Raw genomic sequence first — 15,842 nt, forward strand, 5'->3', positions numbered from 1 at the left:
CGGCGCAGTGCGCCGGGGCCCGCCGTCATGCGTCGCTCAGGAAGCCGCGTCGGGCGTCGGGAGCGCCTCCAGCAGCGGGCGCAGCCTGGTGGTCCGCTCCTGTGCCGGGACCTGCGCCACCGCGTGCGGGAGCGCCTGGTCCACCCCGTGCACCACGGACAGATGGAGCTCGCCCCGGCCGAACGCGGTGTAGACCCACGGCCGGCTCAGCCCCGCCGCGGCGTCGCCCGGCAGCACCACCACAGCGGCGGGCCAGCGCATCCCGGCCGCCTGATGGGCACTGAGCGCCCAGCCGTGCCGCACCGCCGATTCCACCCGCTCCTGCGGTACGACGACGGGGACGCCCGCGCACTCCAGGTGCAGCCCCTCGGCGTCGGCCGAGCGCACCACCCCGGGCACCGCACGGCCGGGCGCGGGGACATGGATCACGCGGTCGCCCGGGTCGAACCCGCCGAACCGGCCAGGACCCGGGTTGAGCCGCTGCTTGAGGGCCTCGTTGAGCACCCGGGTCCCGGCCGCCCCGCCATGGCCGACGGTGATGACCTGGGTGTCGGTGGCGGGGATGGAGAAGGCCCGGGGCACCGAGTCCGCGACCAACTGCACCGTGCGGTGGACCGCCTCGCCCGCATCGCGGACCGGGACGATCACGACCTCCTTGCCGGGGGCCTCGACCTGGAGCAGCTCACCGATGCCGATACCGGAGACCAGCTCGCCGATCGGCCCGGGGTCCGGCGTACGGGAGACGACCTGCGGGCACGCCCGCGCGGCCAGCACATCGGCGAAGACCCGCCCGGCGCCCGCCGAGCCCAGCACGCCGGGGTCACCGCTCAGCACCAGCCGGGCGCCGTCCGCCAGCGCCTCGACCAGGACGGCAGCGCCCTCCACGTCCAGCTGCGGGGCGTCCAGCACCACCAGCAGGTCCAGCGCGAGCGCCCCGTCCTCGTCCCGGCCGGGGCCCTCGGTGCCGGAGAGCAGCCCGGCCAGGGTGACGGCCGCGTCCGGGGCGCCTGCCGCGTCGGCCAGCCGGCGGCGGCCGTCCTCGCTGTGGGTGGCGCCCAGGGCCCGCAGCCCCAGGCCCCGCGCCGCCGCGATCAGGGCGGCCGGTTCGGCCCGGGCCGCCTCGCCGCCGCTGTGCGCGACCAGTCCGGCGGCGGCCGCCGTACGGATCAGCTCGGCGGCCGAGGGGGACGGGGCGGCGGCTGCCGCCTCCGCCCAGTCGGCCCCCTTCTCGCAGGCGTTCATCAGGCGGGCCAGGCCGTCGGCGAGGCTCTCCTCGGCCAGCGCGTAGCGGTCCAGGCCCAGCAGCACCTGGACCGGCTCCGCGGCCTCGGCGGTCTCTCCGGTGTCCTCGCCCTCCTGGTCCTCGTCGGAGCCGTCCAGCTCCGTGGGGTCGGCGCCCTCCTGGAAGACCAGGACGACCCCCTCCTCCACGGCGTTGCGCACGGCCTCCTCCGGGTCGCTCACCGCACGCTCGGCGAGCGCCGCCCGTACGGCCTCGGCGTCCAGCGCGGTGTGGCCCTGGAGGGCGGCGCGCTCCAGCAGCCAGCCGACCAGCGCCGACGTGCGGCGCCCGTCGTCCGGGCCGCACGCGGCTCCCAGCAGGGCCCGGGCGAAGCCGTCCGCCTGCTCGGGCCGGACGCCCGGCACCGCCAGCAGCTGCCAGGGGTCGGCGCGCAGCAGCTCGGCGGCCTGCTCGCCCAGGGTCCCGGTGGCCGGGCGGGCCAAGGCCTCGGGTGCCCCGCCCTCGGTGAGGACCGCCCGCACCGCGTCCATGGCCTCGGGCGAGGCTGTCCGGTCGGTGGGTGCGGCCGTGGCGGGGGCGGGGCGGGGAGGCTGTCCGGCGGGGGCCGGGGCGGCGCGGCGGGGTGCGGGGGTGGCGGCGGGGGAGTCGAAGAACTCCGTGCCCGCCTTCTCGCCGCTCTCCACGGCCCGTACGGCCGCGAGCAGGTCGGCGGCGGTGCCGCTCAGCTTCGCACCGGCGGCCACCGGGCCGTCCTTCTCCGCCTTGCGCTTCGCGATCCGCTCGCGCAGTTCGCGCTGGGCGGCCAGCTCGGCCTGTGCTTCCGACAGCACGGCAGCGGCCGCCGCGTCGCCCTCCGCGTCGGCCGATGCGTCACCGCCCTCCGTGCCGGCCGATGCGTCACCTGCGGCCGCGTCGGCCGCAGGCGTGTCCACCTCGGAGCCGTCCGCTGCGGGGTCCCCGGACTTCTCCGAGCCCCCGGACTTCTCCGAGCCCTCGGACTCCTCGGTGTCGGGCGCTTCGGCGTGCGCGGGGCCTTCGGCGTCGGTGGCCGCCGGGGGCTCGGCGCCCTGCGGTGTGTCCGTGCCGACGGTGCCGGGGGTCTCCCCGGGAAGCGCAGTCACAGCGTGCTCCAGTCCTGGTCGGGATAGCGGTGCACGGGCGCTGACACATCGTCGAGCGCCTGGCAGATCTCGTAGGGAAGACTAAGCGCCTCCACTGACAAAGCCTCCGCGAGCTGCCCGGCGTTGCGCGCGCCGACGATCGGCGCGGCCACCCCGGGCCGGTCCCGCACCCATGCCAGTGCCACATGGAGTGGGCTCGTCGCCAGGCCGTCCGCGGCCGTCGCCACCGCGTCGGTGATCCGGGCCGCCGCGTCGTCCAGATAGGGCTCGACGAACGGGGCGAGCCGCTCGGACGCGCCCCGGGATCCGGACGGGGTGCCCTGCCGGTACTTGCCCGTCAGCACGCCCCGGCCCAGCGGGGAGGACGGCAGCAGCCCGATCCCCAGGTCCAGCGCGGCGGGCAGCACCTCCCGCTCGATGCCGCGCTGGAGCAGCGAGTACTCCATCTGCGTACTGGCCAGCCGGGTCCGCACCCCGGGCGCGGTGAGCTGCCAGGTGGCAGCCTTGGCCAGCTGCCAGCCGCAGAAGTTCGACACGCCCGCATACCGGACCCGGCCGGACGAGACGGCCAGGTCCACCGCCTGGAGCGTCTCCTCCAGCGGGGTCTCCGGGTCGAAGGCGTGGATCTGCCACAGGTCCACGTAATCCGTGCCGAGCCGCTCCAGGGAGGCGTCCAGGGCGGCCAGCAGGTGCCCGCGCGAGCCGTTGAAGCGGCGGTAGGGGTCCGGGACGTTGCCCGCCTTCGTGGCGATGACCAGATCCTGGCGCGGCACCAGGCTGTCCACGAGCCGCCCGAGCAGGTATTCGGCCTCCCCGCCCCCGTACACATCGGCGGTGTCCACCAGGGTGCCGCCCGCGTCCCAGAAGGCCTTGAGCTGTTCGGCGGCGTCGTGCTCGTCCGTGTCCCGGCCCCAGGTCAGGGTGCCGAGCCCGATCCGGGACACGCGTAGGCCGGTGCGGCCGAGATGCCTCTGCTCCATGGGCGCTGAGATTACTGGCCGGAGCCTCACCGGGTGGAGGCCTGTGGACAACGGGAGGTCGCGCGGGCCTGCCGGATCGCCGCCACCCGCGCTAGAGTCCGGAGAAAGGGACGTTACTGATCAGTAAGGGGAGCGGCTATGCGGCTCGGCATCAATCTCGGTTACTGGGGCGCTGGGATGGACGGCGACAACCTCGCCGTCGCCCAGGAGGCCGACCGGCTCGGCTACGACGTCTGCTGGGCGGCCGAGGCCTACGGCTCGGACGCGCCGACCGTGCTGACCTGGGTCGCGGCACAGACCGAATCCATCGACGTCGGCTCCGCGATCATGCAGATCCCGGCCCGCCAGCCCGCCATGACCGCGATGACCGCCGCCACCCTGGACTCGCTCTCCGGCGGCCGCTTCCGGCTCGGCCTCGGTGTCTCGGGTCCGCAGGTCTCCGAGGGCTGGTACGGCGTCAAGTTCGACAAGCCGCTGGCCCGCACCCGCGAGTACGTCGAGATCGTCCGCAAGGCGATGACCCGCGAGCGCCTCTCGTACGAGGGACAGCACTGGACGCTCCCGCTGCCCGGCGGTCCCGGCAAGCCGATCAAGCTCACGGTCCACCCGGAGCGCGAGCACATCCCGCTCTACATCGCCGCGATCGGCCCCAAGAACCTGGAGCAGACCGGCGAGATCGCCGACGGCGCCCTGCTGATCTTCCCCTCCGCCGAGCACCTGGAGGAGACCGCGCTCACCTATCTGCGCGCGGGCCGCGAGAAGGCCGGGAAGACCATGGAGGGCTTCGACGTCTCCCCGACGCTGCCGCTCGCCGTCGGTGACGACGTCAAGGGCCTCGCCGACATGTTCCGCCCGTACACCGCCCTGTACGTCGGCGGGATGGGCAGCCGGAAGCAGAACTTCTACAACCAGCTCGCGCAGCGCATGGGGTACGAGAAGGAGGCCGCCGAGATCCAGGACAAGTACCTGGACGGGGACAAGGCCGGGGCCGCCGCCGCCGTACCGCACCAGCTGATCGACCAGACCACGCTGCTCGGTCCGATCGAGCGCATCGCCGAGCGGATGCAGGCGTACGCCGCCGCCGGGGTCACCACGCTCAACCTCGCCCCCGCCGGCTTCACCCTGGACGAGCGGCTCACCGCCCTGCGCGCCGGTACGGACGCCCTGGAGCGCTCCGGGCTCGCCTGAGCCTCCATGAGCTTGCAGGGGCAGCACTACGGCCGTGGTGGGGGCTCGGGGGTCTTCCCCGCCACGGCCGTCACCGGGAACAACGCGCCGCGCGCCCCGGGGTTACGCCGGGCCGCGCGGCCCGGCGTTGCGCCGCCGTCTCCGCTGCTCCGGTTGCCGACTGCTCCCCGGCGCATTTGACTGCTGCTCTGCGCACTACTGCTCCGCGGCGCGATGCCGCGGAGACCGGTACGGAGGTGGCCGTCATGCTCTCAGCCCGAAGCCTGTTCCAGGAGATCCTGGACGACGACGAGGCCTACCGGCTCTTCTGTTCCATCGCCGCCAGCGGGGAGTCCCAGGGCGGCTGGGAGAACGCCCGCATCGCCGCCCTGGTCCCCGAGAGCCACCGAGGCCTGGCGCCCAGGATCGTCCGGCACGGCGCCGACGAGGACAAGCACGGCCGGATCTTCAACGCCCTCCTGAAGAAGCGCGGGCTGCGCCCGGCCGACGTCCCGCCGGAGACCGACTACACGATGCTGCTGGAGCAGCAGGGCATCGGCCTCGCCCACTCCCGGCTGCGCGGCGAGGAGCGGCTCACCGAGCGCGACATCATCACCTATCTGGCCCACAGCCGGATCACCGAGCAGCGCGCCTCCGAGCAGATGCGGCTGCTGCGGCGGTACTTCGCCGACCACCCCGACATCGGCCGCGCGGTACGGATGATCTCCGACGACGAGGACGACCACCTCGCGTACTGCCACGAGGAACTGCTGCGGCTCGCCCGCCGGGGGCACGGCCGGACCATCCAGCGGATCATGCGGGAATGCGCCCTGGCGGAGATCCGGGTCTACCGTGACGTGAGCCTCGCGGTGATGGGCCGTATGGGCCGGTTGCTGGACTGGCCGCGCCCCAGGGCCGTGGCCCTGGCGGCGGGGATCCGCGCGGTGTACGCGTACGAGCGCCTCGTCGGCTGGCGGCGCATGGTGAGCCTGGAGATGCCCGAGCGGCGCGACGTGCTCGGTGGCCGGGCCGTGCCGGAACCCGAGTACGCGTGAGCCCCCATTACGAGCACGCGAGCTCCTATCAGGTGCACGCGTGATCCTCAGAGCCACCCGCGCCGCTTGAACTGGCGGTGGAGGCCGAACACAGCCAGGGCCATGAACAGGACGACGGCCGGATACGTCCACGTCCAGTGCAGCTCCGGCATGTGGTCGAAGTTCATGCCGTAGATGCCCGCCACCATCGTCGGGACGGCGGCCATGGCCGCCCACGCCGAGATCTTGCGCATGTCGTCGTTCTGCCGCACCCCCATCTGCGCGAGATGGGCCGAGAGGATGTCCGACAGCAGCCGGTCCAACCCCTCCACCTGCTCGTTGACCCGCGTCAGGTGGTCGGCGACATCACGGAAGAACGGCTGCGCCTCCTGGTGGACGAACGGCACCCCGGCCCCCGCGAGCCGGGTCATCGGCGCCGTCAGCGGACCCGTGGCCCGGCGGAACTCCAGCACCTGCCGCTTGAACGTGTAGATGCTCGCGGCCGTGTTCGAGGAGTCGCCGCCGCCGCTCGGGGCGAAGACCTCGGTCTCCAGCTCCTCCAGGTCCACCTGGAGCTCCCCGGCCACGTCGATGTAGTGGTCCACCACCGCGTCGCTGATCGCGTACAGAACCGCGGTCGGCCCGTGCGCCAGTATCTGCGGGTCCGCCTCCAGCCGGCTGCGCACATCCGCCAGCGGAGCGCTGTCGCCGTGCCGGACCGTCATCACGAACGAGTCCCCGATGAAGATCATCAGCTCATCGGTGCTCACCGTGTCGCTGCTCGACTCGTAGACGACCGGCTTCAGCACCGCGAACAGGGAGTCGTCGTACACCTCCAGCTTGGGGCGCTGGTGTGCGCGCAGCGCGTCCTCGACCGCGAGCGGGTGCAGCCCGAACTCATGGCGTACCAGGTCGAATTCCCGCTCGGTCGGCTCGTGCAGGCCGATCCAGAGGAAGGCGTCGTCGGACTTCCGCGCCGCGTCGAGGGCGTCGGAGAAGTCGGCGGGCCCATCGGTCCGGCGTCCGTCCTGGTAGATGGCACAGTCCACGATCATTTCGGCATCCTCGGGAGGTTAAGGACCACAACGTACAAGGTCGGCGGGGTCGGCCCACCGCCCCCTCCTTCCCCGGCAGGCCCGTCCTCGCACCCGGATCCCCGGGACATCTAGGCTGCCGGTATGCCCACGCTGATCCTCGTACGCCACGGACGCTCCACCGCCAACACCGCCGGAGTGCTCGCGGGCCGCACCCCCGGGGTCCTCCTCGACGAGCGCGGCACCGAACAGGCCGCCGCCCTGCCTGCACGGCTGTCCGCCATCGCCATCGCCGCCGCCGTCACCAGCCCCCTGGAGCGCTGCAGGCAGACGCTCCAGCCGCTGCTCGACGCCCGCCCCGGGCTGCCCGTCCACACCGAGGAACGCATCAGCGAGTGCGACTACGGCGACTGGTCGGGCCGCAAGCTCGCCGAGCTCTCCGACGAACCGCTGATGTCCGTCGTCCAGCAGCACCCCTCCGCCGCGGCCTTCCCCGGCGGCGAGTCGATGCGCGCCATGCAGGCCCGCGCCGTCGACGCCGTACGCGACTGGAACGACCGTGTCGAGGCGGAGCACGGCGAGGACGCCACATACGTGATGTGCTCGCACGGCGACATCATCAAGTCCCTCGTCGCCGACGCCCTCGGCATGCACCTGGACCTCTTCCAGCGCATCCACGTGGACCCCTGCTCGGTCACCGCGATCCGCTACACGCGGCTGCGCCCCTTCCTCCTGCGGGTCGGCGACACCGGCGATCTCACCCCGCTGGCACCGCGCGAACAGCCCGTGGCGGCGGACGCCGTGCCGTCCGGCGAGGGTGACGGCACGTCCGATGCGGCGGTAGGCGGCGGCGGGGGCGCGCCGTGATCTCTGCGGGCAGTAGGGTGGACGCGCCGTAGCGCCGCTATCCACCCATCGATTCTCAAGGGAGACAGGACGTGTCCCGTCAGGTGTTCCTCTATGACCCCCCGGACCGATTCGTGGCCGGTACGGTCGGGTTGCCTGGCCGTCGTACGTTTTTCCTGCAGGCCTCCTCCAAGGGGCGGGTCACCAGCGTCGCCCTGGAGAAGACCCAGGTGGCCGCCCTGGCCGAGCGGATCGACGAACTGCTCGACGAGGTGGTCCGGCGTACCGGGGGCAACTCGCCGGTACCCGCCGTGGCTCCCGCCGCCGTCACCGACACCGCCCCCCTGGACGTCCCCGTCGAGGAGGAGTTCCGGGTCGGCACCATGGCCCTGGCCTGGGACGGTGACGAACAGCGCATGATCGTCGAGGCGCAGGCCCTCGTCGAGCTCGACGCGGACTCCGAGGACGACCTCGCGGAGGCCGAGGAGAAGCTCCTGCAGGACGAGGAGAACGGCCCGCCGATGCTCCGCGTCCGGCTCAGCGGCGCCCAGGCCCGCGCGTTCGCCAAGCGCGCCCTGGACGTCGTCAACGCCGGTCGCCCGCCGTGCCCGTTGTGCAGCCTCCCGCTCGATCCGGAAGGACACGTATGCCCGCGCCAGAACGGATACCGTCGCGGAGCCTGACGGACACCGAGCTGCTCACCCTGCTCACCGAGGGCACGCTCACCGTGCTCGGGCAGGTCGGCGGAGCGTCCAACGCGGTGCTGCACTGCACCGTCGCGCACGAGGGCGAGGAGCGCACCTGCGCCTACAAGCCGGTCGCGGGGGAGCAGCCGCTGTGGGACTTCCCGGACGGGACGCTCGCGCAGCGGGAGGTGGCCGCGTACGAGATCTCCCGGGCGACCGGATGGGACCTCGTACCGCCCACCGTGCTGCGGGACGGGCCGTACGGCGAGGGCATGTGCCAGCTCTGGATCGACGGGCCCGAACCCACGGAGGGCGAACAGGCGCTGCTGGCCCTCGTCGAGGACGACGAGCCGGGCGAGGGCTGGAAAGCCGTGGGTTTCGCCGACGTCGGGGAGGGGAGGACCGCGCTGCTGGTGCACGCGGACGACCCCCGGCTGCGGCGGCTCGCGGTGCTGGACGCGGTGATCAACAACGGTGATCGCAAGGGCGGCCATCTGCTGCGGGCCCCCGGCGGACTGCTGTACGGCATCGACCACGGGGTCACCTTCAACGCGGACGACAAGCTGCGCACCCTCCTGTGGGGCTGGGCCGGCGAGCCGTTCACCGAGGAGGCACTGCGGGTGCTCGGTCTGCTCGCCGGGGAGCTGGCGGCGGGGGAGCCCCTGGCCACCCGGATGGCGCAACTCATCACGGCTGCCGAGCTGGAGGCCCTGCGGGAGCGGGTGACGGGGCTGCTCGCCGACGGGGTGCACCCGAAGCCGGGCGGTCAGTGGCCGCCGATCCCCTGGCCGCCGGTGTAGCGGCCGGCCCCGGGGCGTCGGCGGGGCGCCCCGGCCGTACAGCCTTTCGGGGGTTTATCGCAAGAGTGCCTCTTCGGACAGGATTCCGGATCCGGTTCGTATCCGGAAGCATCGTCCGGTTACGCTCATGACATGCATGCCTGGCCCGCTTCTGAGGTCCCCGCCCTGCCTGGCAAGGGCCGCGACCTTCGGATCCACGACACCGCGACCGGCGGACGGATCACCCTTGACCCCGGTCCCGTCGCCCGCATCTACGTCTGCGGCATCACGCCGTACGACGCGACCCACATGGGTCATGCGGCGACCTACAACGCGTTCGACCTCGTTCAACGCGTGTGGCTCGACACCAAGCGGCAGGTTCACTACGTCCAGAACGTGACCGACGTGGACGATCCGCTCCTGGAGCGGGCCGTGCGCGACGGTCAGGACTGGACCGAGCTCGCGGAGCGCGAGACGGCACTCTTCCGCGAGGACATGACCGCCCTGCGGATGCTGCCCCCGCAGCACTACATCGGAGCGGTCGAGGCCATACCGGGCATCGTGCCGCTCGTCGAACGGCTGAGGGAGGCGGGCGCCGCCTACGACCTCGAAGGCGACGTGTACTTCTCCGTCGACGCCGACCCGCACTTCGGCGAGGTCTCCGGGCTCGACGCGGCGGCGATGCGCCTGCTCTCCGCCGAGCGCGGCGGCGACCCCGAGCGCCCCGGCAAGAAGAACCCCCTCGACCCGATGCTCTGGATGGCCGCCCGCCCGGGCGAGCCGAGCTGGGACGGGGCCTCCCTGGGCGAGGGCCGCCCGGGCTGGCACATCGAGTGCGTCGCGATCGCGCTCGACCACCTCGGCATGGGCTTCGACATCCAGGGCGGCGGCTCCGACCTCGCCTTCCCGCACCACGAGATGGGCGCCTCGCACGCCCAGGCGCTGACCGGCGAGCACCCGTTCGCCAAGGCGTACGTCCACGCCGGCATGGTCGGCCTCCACGGCGAGAAGATGTCCAAATCCCGCGGCAACCTCGTCTTCGTCTCGGCCCTGCGCCGCGAGGGCGTGGACCCGGCGGCCCTGCGCCTCGCACTGCTCTCCCGCCACTACCGCTCCGACTGGGAGTGGACCGACCAGGTGCTCGCCGACGCCGTCGAGCGCCTCGCCCGCTGGCGGGCCGCGGTCTCGCGCCCCGACGGGCGGCCGGCCGACGCGCTGGTCGAGGAGGTCCGCGAGGCCCTCTCCGACGACCTGGACACGCCCACGGCGCTCGCCGCGGTGGACCGCTGGGCCGAGCTCCAGAGCGCCGAGGGCGGTACGGATGAGGGGGCACCCGGCCTCGTCTCCCGTACCGTCGACGCCCTTCTGGGGGTCGCGCTGTAGTACGGAGGGCGGCCCGCCGCCGCCCGATCCGATTCTCCGGACCGGCCTCGGACTTCTCTACGAAGTTCGGGGCCGGTCCCCTTTTGTCCGTAGTCACATGCTCGAAGTTGCGCTAAAAGCTTCCTATGCAATCAACAACACGCATCAGAGCGGCAGCTGTTGCTGTGGCGCTCGGGTTGTTCGCCGCCCTGGCCGGGCCCGGCAACGCCCGCGCCGAAGACGCCCCGCCGGAGGCCACCACGGTCGGCGACGTGACCGGGTTCCGTGCCGAGGGGCCCGTGTACCGGCTGAGCGCCGGCCCGGCCGAGGCCCGCGTCAGCTTCGTCTCCGAGGAGACGTTCCGCATCGAACTCGCCCCCGACGGCCGGTTCACCGACCCCACGGGCGACGACATCGTCCTGCCGCAGGGCAAGGCGCCCCGCACCCGCTGGAAGGACCGCGGCGACCGCTACGAGCTGTCGACCGGCGAGGTCACCCTGCGGGCCTACAAGAAGCCGCTGCGCTTCGCCCTGCACCGGGCCGACGGCAGCCGCGTCTGGTCCGAGGCGAAGGGGCTGAGCTGGACCGGCGACACGACCGTCCAGACCCTGGCCCGGGGCGCCGGGGAGCAGTTCTACGGCGCCGGGATGCAGAACGGCCGGGGCAACACCTCCCACCGCGACAAGACCGTCCAGGTCGCCGTCGACTACAACTGGAACGACGGCGGCCACCCCAACTCCGTACCCTTCTACCTCTCGTCGGCCGGCTACGGCGTCTTCCGCAACACCTACGCCCCGGGCACCTACGCGTTCACCGACCCGGTGACGACCAGCGCGAAGGAACAGCGTTTCGACGCCTACTACTTCGCCGGGGGCGGGGCCAAGGACGTCATCGGGCAGTACACCGACCTCACCGGCAAACCCTTCCTGCCGCCCGTCTACGGCATGGAGGTGGGCGATGCCGACTGCTACCTCCACAACGCCAACCGGGGCGAGCGCCGCACCCTGGACGCGCTGAAGGTGGCGGACGGGTACGTCGAGAACGACATGCCGAACGGCTGGATGCTGGTCAACGACGGCTACGGCTGCGGCTACGAGGACCTGGAGGAGACCGCCCAGGGCCTGAAGGACCGCAAGATGGAGCTCGGCCTGTGGACCGAGGACGGCATCGAGGACCTTGCCGCCCAGGTGAAGGCCGGTCAGCGGGTCGCCAAGCTGGACGTCGCCTGGGTCGGGGAGGGCTACAAGTTCGCCCTCGACGGCTGCAAGGACGCCTACAAGGGCATCGAGGACAACAGCGACGCCCGGGGCTTCACCTGGGCCCCCGAGAGCTGGGCGGGCGCGCAGCGCTGCGGAGTGCAGTGGTCCGGCGACCAGTCCGGCACCTGGGAGTACATCCGCTGGCAGATCCCCACCTACGCGGGCGCCACGATGTCCGGACTCGCCTACACCACCGGTGACATCGACGGCATCTTCGGCGGCAGCGCCAAGACGTACACGCGTGACCTCCAGTGGAAGATGTTCCTCGGCACGACGATGACCATGGACGGCTGGGCCCCCATGGACAAGCAGCCGTTCCGTCACGGGGAGCCGTACACCTCCGTCAACCGCGACTACCTGAAGCTCAAGGAGTCGCTGCTGCCCTACCAGTACTCCTACGCCCACGAGGCGACCAAGAGCGGTGTCGGCATGGTCCGTCCGCTGGTCCTCGAATACCCGGACGACCCCAAGGCGTCGACGGAGGCCGCGAAGTACGAGTTCCTCTCCGGCGAGCACTTCCTCGTCGCGCCCGTCTACCAGGACACCACCGAGCGCCGGGACATCTACCTCCCCAAGGGCACCTGGATCGACTACTGGAGCGGCCGCACCTACGAAGGCCCCACCACCATCGACTCCTACAGCGCCCCGCTCGACACCCTGCCCCTCTTCGTGAAGGCGGGCGCCGCCGTCCCGATGTGGCCCGGCATCCGCTCCTACCGCGACCGCACCGCCTCCTCCCCGCTCGCCTGGGACATCTACCCGCAGGGCAACACCTCCTTCACCCTTTACGAGGACGACGGCGTCACCCGGCAGCACCGGGACGGCAAGTACGCCACCCAGCGCGCCGACGTCCGCGCCCCCGTGCGCGGGGCGGGCGACGTCAAGGTCACCATCAACGAGAGCCGGGGGAGCTTCACCGGCAAACAGAGCAAGCGCCCCTACGAGTTCACCGTGCACACCGGCTCCGAGCCTCGCGCAGTGCAACTGGACCGGGCCCTGCCCCGGCTGACCTCCGAGGCCGCGTACAAGGCCGCCCAACAGGGATGGTGGTACGACCGGGACGACCGCGGCGGGGTGGTGCACGTCAAGACCGCGCCCCAGCGCACGGACAAGAAGTTCACGGTCGAGCTGAGCGGCACCAGCGCGGTCGGCGGCAAGAAGGCTTCCGCGGCAGCCGTGCTCACCGCCCCCACGGGCCAGGAGGCCGGCGCGGGAACGCCCGGCCAGGTCCAGGTCGACATCACCGCGGGCAGCGCCGATCTCACCGATGCCTCGGTCACCCTCCAGGTGCCCGCGGGCTGGAAGAGCGCCCCGGCGAAGGTCCCGGGCCGGATACCGGCGGGCGCCACCCGCCGGGTCGCGGTGGAGGTGACCCCGGCGAAGGACGCGGAGGTACGGGAGACCAGGCTCACCGCCCTCGCCCGCTACCGGGTCGCCGGAGAGACCCGCAGCAGCGAACAGCGGCTCGCGCTCTCCGTACTGCCACCGCCGCCCACCGGCCAGGCCTGGGCGAGCGACCTCGTCTGGCTCTCGGAGACCAACGGCTACGGGCCCGCCGAACGCGACCGCTCCAACGGGGAGTCAGGGGCGGCCGACGGCAGGACGCTGACGCTCGCGGGCACCACGTACGAGAAGGGCATCGGCACCCACGCGGACTCCGACATCGCGATCCACCTCGGCGGCCGCTGCACCGCCTTCACCGCCGATGTGGGGATCGACGACGAGATCAACGGCTATGGAGAGGTCGCGTTCTCAGTAGAGGGTGACGGCAAGGTGCTGTGGACCTCGCCGAAGCTCACCGGAGCCTCGGCGACCGTACCGGTGGACGTGAAGCTCGACGGCGTACGGCAGGTGCGTCTGAAGGTCACCGACACCAACGGGTCCAAGACCGGGGACCACGGCGACTGGGCCGCGGCGAAGTTCCACTGCGCCTGAGCCCCGCACATGAGGAAGGGGGTGCTGTACGGGATGACCTCCCGTACAGCACCCCCGCCCGCGAGCCTCGTCACTCCTCGTCCGGGCTCTCCCCGGACGCCTCGTCAGGGCCCTTGTCCTCGGGCTTCTTCCCCGGGCCCTGACCGGGCCCCGGACCCTGACCCGGCCCGGGCTCCGGCCGGGGCGGCTTCGGCGGCCGGGTGCGGCCGGTCGACGGGTCCCGCAGGTACGTCGAGTCCCCGCTCTCCGTCGCATGGCCGCCGGGGCCCGGCCCGGGGCCGCCGTCCCGGCGCCGCAGATACCGCTCGAACTCCCGGGCGATGGCCTCTCCGGACGCCTCGGGCAGCTCCGCGGTGTCCCGCGCCTCCTCCAGCGTCTGGACGTACTCCGCGACCTCGCTGTCCTCCGCCGCCAGCTGGTCCACCCCGACCTGCCAGGCCCGCGCGTCCTCGGGCAGCTCGCCCAGCGGGATGCGCAGCCCGATCAGGTCCTCCAGCCGGTTCAGCAGGGCCAGCGTCGCCTTCGGGTTCGGCGGCTGCGACACGTAGTGCGGCACCGCCGCCCACAGGCTCACCGCCGGCACCCCGGCATGGGTGCACGCCTCCTGGAGGATGCCGACGATCCCCGTCGGGCCCTCGTACCGGGTCTCCTCCAGGTCCATCGTGCGTGCCAGGTCCGCGTCGGAGGTGACCCCGCTCACCGGCACCGGCCGGGTGTGCGGGGTGTCACCGAGCAACGCGCCCAGGATGACGACCATTTCGACGCCCAGCTCATGGGCGAAGCCGAGGATCTCGTTGCAGAACGAGCGCCAGCGCATCGACGGTTCGATACCGCGCACCAGGACGAGGTCCCGCGGCTTCTCCCCGCCGACGCGCACCACCGACAGCCTGGTCGTCGGCCAGGTGACCTTGCGCACTCCGTTGTCCAGCCACACCGTGGGCCGGTTGACCTGGAAGTCGTAGTAGTCCTCGGCGTCCAGCGCCGCGAACACCTCGCCCTTCCACTCCCGGTCCAGATGGCCGACCGCTGTGGAGGCGGCGTCACCGGCGTCGTTCCAGCCTTCGAACGCGGCCACCATGACCGGGTCGATCAGCTCGGGCACTGACTCGAGCTCGATCACCCGGGCCCCCTTCCGATGTCTCCATACGTACGGAGCAACCTTACGGCTTCGGGACCCTTGGACCGCAGCCCGTTTGCACGGCCGGGTGAACCTTGCCAGCAGGTGTGGATCATCGGCCCCAACAGTGCATCAGCTCACTCCCAGAGCGAGGACGGCGCTTCCCGCCGCACCACCGGGGCGATCTCCTCGGCGAACCGCTGGAGCGTCTCCAGCTGTTCCGGCCGGCTCAGCCCGAAGCCGTCCACGGTGATCGACTGGAGGTCGTGGCGGTAGACCGTGTGCCAGCCGAGGATCTTGTCGATGATCTGCTGCGGGGAGCCGATCAGCTGGGGGCCGCCCTCGATCGCGTCCTCGATCGTCCGGAACGGGGTGTTGTAGCCGGCCTTCCCCGCCAGGTGCGGCTTGAACGTCTGCCGCACCCGCGCCTCGTACAGCTCCTTGTACTGTTCGACGGCCGCCTGCGAGCTGTCCGCGATGAGCAGCCCGCCGGAGCCCGCCGCCACCCGGGCGTCCGCCGGATCGTGGCCGTACGCCTCGAACCGCTCCCGGTAGTGCGCGATGAGTTTCGCGTACGCCTCGCGCGGCTGGATGGCGTTGGCGGTGAACAGCGGGTCACCGTGTTTCGCCGCCAGCTCGGGGGAGTTGAGGCTGGTCGCCGAGCCGTGCCAGATGCGCGGGAGGCCGTCGTGCGGACGTGGCACGGTCGTCACGTTCTTCAGCGGCGGGCGGAACTCGCCCTCCCAGTCGACGCCCTCCTCGCTCCACAGCCGACGCAGCAGCTCGTACTTCTCCTTCTGGAGGTCCCACTGCCGTTCCTCGTCGAGCCCGAAGAGGTCGAAGTGGCCCGCCTCGGCGCCCTTCCCGACGACCAGTTCGATCCGGCCCCGGGATATCTGGTCGAGCGTCGCGAAGTCCTCCGCCACCCGGACCGGGTCGAGGATCGCGACGACGGTCACCCCGGTGAGCAGCCGGATCGTGGTGGTACGGGCCGCGATCGCGCCGAGCACGACGCTCGGGCTGGAGGAGAGGAAGGCTCCGGCGTGCCGCTCGCCGACCGAGTAGGAGTCGAAGCCGAGCTCCTCCGCGACGGACGCGGTGGCGATCACCTCCTCGAACCGGTCGGCGGGGGAGGGGAGTTCGCCGGTCAGAGGGTGTGGGTCATGGCCGATCAGGGAAAGCACCGAGAATCTCATGCCCTCCACTTTCCTCGCGGCACATTGCACGGGTATGGCGGGAGTGTGGCGCGTGCCGGGGACACGCCCGTACGCGCGAACGG

General features: G+C 72.2%; 12 protein-coding genes. 7 read left to right on the forward strand and 5 right to left on the reverse strand.

What is annotated here, in order from left to right:
• Positions 1-36 precede the first annotated feature (36 nt).
• Positions 37-2,364 carry a helix-hairpin-helix domain-containing protein gene (locus tag ACK8N7_RS30280; protein ID WP_500444587.1) on the reverse strand — a complete coding sequence of 776 codons (2,328 nt, stop codon included), beginning with the start codon at positions 2,362-2,364 and terminating at the stop codon, positions 37-39.
• Positions 2,361-3,344, reverse strand: coding sequence for an aldo/keto reductase (locus ACK8N7_RS30285; RefSeq protein ID WP_403211906.1), 984 nt, complete (start codon positions 3,342-3,344; stop codon positions 2,361-2,363). Before ACK8N7_RS30285 ends, ACK8N7_RS30280 begins: the two co-directional genes overlap by 4 nt.
• Positions 3,345-3,482: 138 nt before the next feature.
• Between ACK8N7_RS30285 and ACK8N7_RS30290 the strand changes: the two genes are divergently transcribed.
• Positions 3,483-4,532 carry an LLM class F420-dependent oxidoreductase gene (locus tag ACK8N7_RS30290; RefSeq protein ID WP_500444588.1) on the forward strand — a complete coding sequence of 350 codons (1,050 nt, stop codon included), beginning with the start codon at positions 3,483-3,485 and terminating at the stop codon, positions 4,530-4,532.
• 245 nt (positions 4,533-4,777) lie between these two features.
• The gene (locus tag ACK8N7_RS30295) at positions 4,778-5,566 is read left to right on the forward strand and encodes a ferritin-like domain-containing protein (RefSeq protein ID WP_403211910.1); all 789 of its coding nucleotides are present in this window, start codon (positions 4,778-4,780) and stop codon (positions 5,564-5,566) included.
• Between the two features lie 47 nt (positions 5,567-5,613).
• Here ACK8N7_RS30295 and corA read toward each other — a convergent pair whose 3' ends face one another.
• A complete protein-coding gene (corA, locus tag ACK8N7_RS30300) occupies positions 5,614-6,600 on the reverse strand; it encodes a magnesium/cobalt transporter CorA (RefSeq protein ID WP_403211912.1) in 987 nt (328 codons plus the stop codon).
• A 123-nt stretch (positions 6,601-6,723) separates the two neighbouring features.
• Between corA and ACK8N7_RS30305 the strand changes: the two genes are divergently transcribed.
• The 5 genes from ACK8N7_RS30305 (at position 6,724) to ACK8N7_RS30325 (ending at position 13,446) form a co-directional block, all read left to right on the forward strand.
• Positions 6,724-7,446 (forward strand): histidine phosphatase family protein, encoded by a 723-nt coding sequence (locus tag ACK8N7_RS30305; RefSeq protein WP_500444589.1) that lies wholly within the window; start codon positions 6,724-6,726, stop codon positions 7,444-7,446.
• A gap of 71 nt (positions 7,447-7,517) precedes the next feature.
• Positions 7,518-8,108, forward strand: a complete 591-nt coding sequence (locus ACK8N7_RS30310) for a DUF3090 domain-containing protein (protein WP_015607534.1) — start codon at positions 7,518-7,520, stop codon at positions 8,106-8,108.
• Complete coding sequence (locus ACK8N7_RS30315; RefSeq protein WP_403211916.1) at positions 8,072-8,911, forward strand: SCO1664 family protein; 840 nt, start codon at positions 8,072-8,074, stop codon at positions 8,909-8,911. The genes ACK8N7_RS30310 and ACK8N7_RS30315 overlap by 37 nt, the downstream gene beginning before the upstream one ends.
• Positions 8,912-9,043: 132 nt before the next feature.
• On the forward strand, positions 9,044-10,273 hold the full coding sequence (gene mshC / locus ACK8N7_RS30320; protein ID WP_403211918.1) for a cysteine--1-D-myo-inosityl 2-amino-2-deoxy-alpha-D-glucopyranoside ligase: 1,230 nt from the start codon (positions 9,044-9,046) through the stop codon (positions 10,271-10,273).
• Positions 10,274-10,398: 125 nt separating this feature from the next.
• Complete coding sequence (locus ACK8N7_RS30325; protein WP_500444590.1) at positions 10,399-13,446, forward strand: NPCBM/NEW2 domain-containing protein; 3,048 nt, start codon at positions 10,399-10,401, stop codon at positions 13,444-13,446.
• A 70-nt stretch (positions 13,447-13,516) separates the two neighbouring features.
• Here the strand turns inward: ACK8N7_RS30325 and ACK8N7_RS30330 are convergent, their stop codons facing one another.
• Positions 13,517-14,566 carry a PAC2 family protein gene (locus ACK8N7_RS30330; RefSeq protein WP_403211922.1) on the reverse strand — a complete coding sequence of 350 codons (1,050 nt, stop codon included), beginning with the start codon at positions 14,564-14,566 and terminating at the stop codon, positions 13,517-13,519.
• Positions 14,567-14,700: 134 nt separating this feature from the next.
• Complete coding sequence (locus ACK8N7_RS30335) at positions 14,701-15,759, reverse strand: LLM class flavin-dependent oxidoreductase (RefSeq protein WP_403211924.1); 1,059 nt, start codon at positions 15,757-15,759, stop codon at positions 14,701-14,703.
• Positions 15,760-15,842 lie beyond the last annotated feature (83 nt).

Source organism: Streptomyces griseobrunneus, from assembly GCF_046713465.1.
Taxonomy (GTDB): Bacteria; Actinomycetota; Actinomycetes; order Streptomycetales; family Streptomycetaceae; genus Streptomyces; species Streptomyces microflavus.